The organism is uncultured Aliivibrio sp. (assembly GCF_946479765.1).
Taxonomy (GTDB): Bacteria; Pseudomonadota; Gammaproteobacteria; order Enterobacterales; family Vibrionaceae; genus Aliivibrio.
This window is the reverse complement of record NZ_CAMLHO010000091.1, coordinates 1-6,169: the sequence shown is the minus strand read 5'-3', so window position 1 is coordinate 6,169 and position 6,169 is coordinate 1. Positions and strand designations below refer to the sequence as shown.

Annotated in this window: 5 protein-coding genes; 1 reads left to right on the top strand and 4 read right to left on the bottom strand. The window is 40.0% G+C overall.

Features of this window, described 5'->3' with window-relative positions; genetic code table 11:
• Positions 1-68 precede the first annotated feature (68 nt).
• Positions 69-392: a hypothetical protein gene (locus tag Q1K78_RS16825; protein WP_300181533.1), complete on the bottom strand. Its 324-nt coding sequence runs from the start codon at positions 390-392 to the stop codon at positions 69-71.
• A 199-nt stretch (positions 393-591) separates the two neighbouring features.
• On the opposite strand from Q1K78_RS16825, the gene Q1K78_RS16820 reads away from it, so the two are divergent.
• Positions 592-1,500, top strand: coding sequence for an aldo/keto reductase family oxidoreductase (locus Q1K78_RS16820; protein WP_300181531.1), 909 nt, complete (start codon positions 592-594; stop codon positions 1,498-1,500).
• 116 nt (positions 1,501-1,616) lie between these two features.
• Here the strand turns inward: Q1K78_RS16820 and pyrC are convergent, their stop codons facing one another.
• From pyrC to yfcC, 3 genes are all read right to left on the bottom strand, one after another.
• On the bottom strand, positions 1,617-2,645 hold the full coding sequence (pyrC, locus tag Q1K78_RS16815) for a dihydroorotase (protein WP_300181529.1): 1,029 nt from the start codon (positions 2,643-2,645) through the stop codon (positions 1,617-1,619).
• 353 nt (positions 2,646-2,998) lie between these two features.
• The gene (locus Q1K78_RS16810; protein WP_300181527.1) at positions 2,999-3,994 is read right to left on the bottom strand and encodes a succinylglutamate desuccinylase/aspartoacylase family protein; all 996 of its coding nucleotides are present in this window, start codon (positions 3,992-3,994) and stop codon (positions 2,999-3,001) included.
• 76 nt (positions 3,995-4,070) lie between these two features.
• Positions 4,071-5,546, bottom strand: a complete 1,476-nt coding sequence (gene yfcC / locus Q1K78_RS16805; RefSeq protein WP_300181535.1) for a putative basic amino acid antiporter YfcC — start codon at positions 5,544-5,546, stop codon at positions 4,071-4,073.
• Positions 5,547-6,169: the final 623 nt, after the last annotated feature.

Below are 6,169 nucleotides of genomic sequence, written 5' to 3'. Positions count from 1 at the left end.
TGCTTAACTGCCTTAGAAGCTCAGTGATCAGCTATGCTGTCGCTGAGTAGTTCACAAAAACTGACTGTTTATTTGAACTGAGATTCGCCTACTTTAGCGCGTTTAAAATCTTCAAGTAACTCATCAGATGCTTCATTTCGTAAATAATTTAATGTCTCACAAAAACTATTTGTTTCACTGTAAACTTCACGAGAACGATCAATATGACGTTCAGCGGTGCGTCGAACTTGATCGCTATTTTGAGGGTTACTGTATTGCACTTGTTGATCAAAGACTTCTTTAATGTATTTTTGTTGGCAGATGTCTTCATTCTCTGGTGTAGCCACAATGTCTGCTACAGAACCAAAAGAAACTAGCGACAATAATAAGGCATAGACTCGATGCTTTATCATACTGTTATAAACCTTACTTTTAGAATTTTAACTGATTTTACGTTTACAGTATATTGAGTGCAATAGTTAGTATTAAATAAATAGCATTTCTTATCTTAAGCTTAGTTATTACTTACTTTTAGTGTTGATTTTTCGATCTTCATCACTGTAACTCAGGCTGTTGGGACCTACTATGGTTATTAACAAAACCGAGAATATAATGATTAAGAAAATAACGATTGCACCGAAAGGTCCTGAATTATCGGAACTGGTTCAAGGATACTGGAGACTTTCTGAATGGGAAATGACACCGACACAACGGTTAGACTTCTTAAAACAGCACATTGAATTAGGTATTACGACCGTTGATCACGCCGATATCTATGGTGGTTATCAGTGTGAACGTTTATTTGGTGAAGCATTAGCATTAGATCCTTCAGTTCGTAATCAAATTGAAATTATTACCAAGTGCGATATAAACTTATGCACGCCAGAATTTCCGAACCGAAAAATTAATCATTACGACACATCGAAAGACCATATCATTAACTCTGTCAATAATTCACTTACTCGCCTTAATATCTCTGAAATTGATGTGTTACTAATCCACCGTTTGGATGCATTAATGAATGCTGATGAAGTAGCAGATACTTTTAATCAGTTACAGCAAGAAGGTAAAGTTAAGCATTTTGGCGTGTCTAATTTCACGCCAAGTCATTTTGATTTATTACAATCTCGTCTTGATAAACCACTAGTGACGAATCAAGTTGAGATTAATCCACTTAATTTTGAAGTAGCACACGACGGTACACTTGACCAATTGCAGATGAAGCGAATTAAACCGATGGCATGGTCGTGTTTAGCGGGGGGTGAGATTTTCTCTGGTCAATCAGAACAAGCTATCCGAGTAAGAAAAGTACTTGAAGAAATAAAAGAAGAAGTGGGTGCGCAAAGTATTGATCAAGTGGTTTATGCTTGGGTGCGTAAGTTACCATCAAGCCCATTACCTATTATTGGCTCTGGCAAAATTGAACGCGTGCAAGCGGCTGTTGATGCAATGGATATTAAGCTAACGCGTGAACAATGGTATCGTGTATGGGTTGAGTCAAAAGGCCACGGTGTGCCATAGAGATGACAGGATCTCAATTCAGCGAATAAAATAGAAACAAAAATGGGATGCTAATTGGCATCCCATTTTAATTTAACCTAATACTATTTTAGTCATGAGTTAAATTGTATTGATGATTATTTTACTAACCATTCAACCGCTTCACCCGCACGAATTGGCACAACAAAGTCATTGCCAAATGTCATTGTTTCAGGTGCGATCCACGCTTCTTTTACAAGAGTAATCGTGTCGGTGTTACGAGGAAGGTTATAAAAATCTGGACCATTAAAGCTTGCAAACGCTTCTAGGTTTTCTAACTTGCCTTCATTCTCAAACACTTCAGCATACAATTCGATAGAAGCGTGCGCAGTGTAAGAACCAGCACAACCACAAGCGGCTTCTTTTTTGTCTTTAGCATGAGGTGCAGAGTCCGTACCAATGAAAAATTTAGCATTGCCACTTGTTGCCGCTTCAATTAACGCTTGTTGATGCGTATTACGCTTTAGAATTGGTAAGCAATAGAAGTGTGGCTTAATACCGCCAACAAGCATGTGGTTACGGTTAAACAATAAATGGTGAGCAGTAATAGTTGCAGCTACATTTGGTCCCGCATTTTTAACAAACTCAGCTGCATCTTTCGTTGTGATGTGCTCAAGAACGATTTTTAATTCAGGAAAGTCATTTACGATAGGTGCTAACACCGTATCAAGGAAGGTCTTCTCACGGTCAAAAATATCAACATCGTGCGTAGTCACTTCACCATGAATAAGCAATAACATGCCTTCTTCTTGCATGGTTTTTAAAATAGGATAAACCTTACTCACATCACTAACACCAGAGTCAGAGTTAGTTGTTGCGCCCGCAGGATACAATTTTGCAGCAACGATATGGCCTGTTGCTTTTGCTTTTCTGATCTCTTCTGATGTCGTTTTCTCTGTTAGGTACAGAGACATAATCGGAGAGAAGGTATCAGAGTTATTTGTAGCTTGAATGCGGTCACGGTAACTAAGGGCTAACTCTGTGGTTGTTACTGGTGGAACTAGGTTTGGCATAATTAATGCACGGCCATTATAACGGCCTGAATCACGTACAGTATCTGTTAGTACGTCACCATCACGTAGATGTAAATGCCAATCATCAGGACGAGTAATTGTTAAAGTTGTCATTTGCTGCTCCCACCAGAAAAAGAAATAAGAGCCTAAGAACTATTGAGTTAATCGTTTGCTTAGGCGATAGAATACTAAAGCAAAATTAATTAAACGAATAGGATTAAGTTAAGATAAGTAACAAATTTGACTTAAAAGACATAAAGAAAACAGAATGTGTTTGTTTTTTATACTGCAATAAGATGCATATCTAAGCCATTTTAGTTTCGTGATGTAACTTGAGCTGTTTTTAGAGAGGATTGAAACTTCGCGGTGAAATCCCTTGAAATATCAATGCTCCCTTGTTGATTTTATACTCATTCGAGTCAGTAAGAGTGATCACATATTGATTTGGAATGAGGCTCTACTTTCTTTTATTTGATCAAGCGTACGACAAGTGATCCTGGAGCTCGAATGGATTCAATGTTGTGGCTTAGTACGGTTCCATTTGTTGGCGCAGTATAACGATGGATTTCATCACCAAAGCTGTCGTATTGAATTGCGACTAGGTCACCTTCTTCGACGGTATCCATCATAGTAACTTGTGGTAACACAAAACCACCAAGTTCAGCTCGGATGCTAACAATATCAGATCCTTCTATGCATGGGATTATTGTGTCAACCTTACCAGAAAGTATTTGCTCATCGTTCAATATATTCTTAATGCCATTTACTGTGCGATTAATGAGTTCTTGTTCAGTGTAACGACCCATACCTACTTCAATGGTAATGCTTGGGATGCCATTGGCGTTCCACACGGTTTCCAGCACCCCAGGATCACCCGCATCGTTCAAAATTGCATCAGGATTGATTAAGCGAGCCATACGTAAAGCCGATTCTAATCTAAAATCTGCGAAAACGTACAGAGGGTAAACCGTGCCACTGGTCTGCGTATGAAGATCGATGGCAAAATCGGCATTTGGTTGTAACAGGTTATGCCACAATGCATGTAAATAGCGCTGTCCTTCGTTACCGTTAGCATCACCAGGGAAGAAACGGTTTAAGTTTGCAGGAGAGCAATCAGGGTCGGTTGAGAAAAAGTCACGACTGTGATTAAGCATACCAGTTAGATTTACCGTTGGGACAATTGTCACAGTCCCAGCTAACGATTGGCCAATCAACGAACGTGCGGTTTGTTGTGCGGCGAGTACACCATTGTATTCATCACCATGAATACCTGCTGTAATCATCACTTTTTTCCCTGGTTGTTCACCTTTGAAAACCAGTACTGGTAAGTATTGCCATTGTGATAGGGCATTAGTGGCGATACGAAACCAAAATTTATGTTCACCAGCAGCAAGATCGGTGACATCAAGAGAGTGAATCACTCGGTGACTTTGAATCACGTCATCTAAGAATTGGGTAGCCATAAGAATTTCTCCAATCGGGAAAATGAAAAAAGGCGAGAAATTATCTCGCCTTGAAAATAAGTGACTTAGGGTATTGTTATGAGAAGCCTAGCAGCTGTGCTAGCACAATAACAATACTTGATAAGATAAAGAGTAATAGCATGAAGCGCCAGCAGAATTTCGCCCAGTCACCCCAATCGATACGACATACACCCAATGTTGCCATTAACGGAGCAGACGTTGGAACGATAACGTTAGTGAAACCATCGCCTAATTGGAACGCAAGTACAGCAACTTGACGTGTTACGCCTGCTATGTCTGACAACGGGGCCAGTAGTGGCATCGTGAGTGCAGCTTGGCCTGAGCCTGAAGTTACAAAGAAGTTGAATATAGATTGGAATACGTACATCACCCAAGCTGATGCGACAGAAGGCATACCACTGATCAGGCCGCCAGCGCTGTTTAGAATCGAGTTTAGAACGCTTGCTTCTTCTGTTGATCCTCCGCCTAAGATAAGCAGAACCCCTTTAGCACAACCCACAAGTATCGCAGGTGGTAGCATAACGCTCGCCCCGTCTTTGAAGGCGGCCGCAGCGTCATTTAGCGTCATGTCGTTTAAGCGGAAGATAGCCCCGATAATCGCAACAATAAAGCCCATAGTGAAGAATTGAGACGCGATTTCAGGAATGTACCAAGCGTGCATTACCACACCCCATACAACCCAAAGAGTTGAGGCTATAACAGTAAGAATAACAAGAGTATCACCAAGCACCCAACGTGATTGAGTATCATCCAGCTTTTGTTGACGGAAGTGAGCATCGCTACGATGGCAGTAAGAGAACTCAGGGTTCGCTTTTACTTTTGCAGCGTACATCATGGTAAATGCGATACCAATTAAGGTAAAGAAAGCCCAAAGCCCCATGCGAACGGTCATACCTGATAATACAGGAACTCCAGCAATGCCTTGTGCGATAGCGACAGAGAATGGGTTCATCCAAGATGTACCGAAACCGATTTGCGTTGCAATATAGGTAACCATTACAGTAGTGATGCTATCGTAACCAAGGCGAACCATTAGAGGGGCAATGATAATAGCAAAAGCAACGGCTTCTTCACCCATGCCGAATACAGCACCGCCAAGTGAGAATAATAGGAAAATAACAGGAATAAATAGTGATTCGTTGCCTTTGGTTTTATCAATAAGACGTAAAATACCGTTGTCGATTGTGCCTGTGCGCATAACTACGCCAAATGCACCACCGATAACCAGCATAAACATGATAACGCCAACAGCGCTGCCCCATTTAGAACCGGATACCAAACCTTCAAATGGGAAGTTCATTAGGCCAATGCCACCGCCTGATGCAAAGAAGCCAACAGAGTTGTATACCAATTCGCCTTTTTCATCTGTTGCGTAAGCAAAAGAGTTCGGATCAATAACGGTACGCGTTTTTTCTACGCCTTCCATCATGTAAGTCACTTGTTGGCTATCAAACTGACCCGCAGGGATTAAATAAGTCAAGATAGCCGCGAAAATACCCACAATGAAAATTAGAATTAGGGTATCGGGCATCTGCCACGTTTTTTTTGTCGTAGATGGTTCTGTTACGTGAGATTGTGTTTGAGACATAGTAGAAATTTAAGGTTGACGGAAATTGCATGTAATTTCACTAATTTGGCATAAACAATCAAGTCTTTTATTTGGTTAAATCATAAAATTATAGAGTGATCACATAGTGTGTTTAATTATTGTTACTATTGCGTCTGAATTTGGTTGGTTATTTGGTGAAACAATGTACTTATAAAGATGGTGATATACTGTATTTTATGTAAACGGTCAATATGCAAAAGCAGGAATATCTAATTTATTGCTTTTGTAATCTAAAATTGTCCTTCGATGAATCATTTTCTTGGATTTTAGAATTAACACCTTGTATATAAGCTTAATTATTCTTACTGAACTACGCGTCTCTGGCTGATTTGGATAGATATCTTAATAATCCCTATTAATAAGCATTGAGTTGCTGTTAAATTGATCGATTTGTTTGTATTTCACTCACTTAGGTCCGTTAATGAAAGAAAACGCTTTTCATTTTTTTTAATTATGGCATATTAGCTAGGTCTTCAAGACATAGCGTACTTCGTATAATGGCTATTACCTCAGCCTTCCAAGCTGATGATGCGGGTTCGATTCCC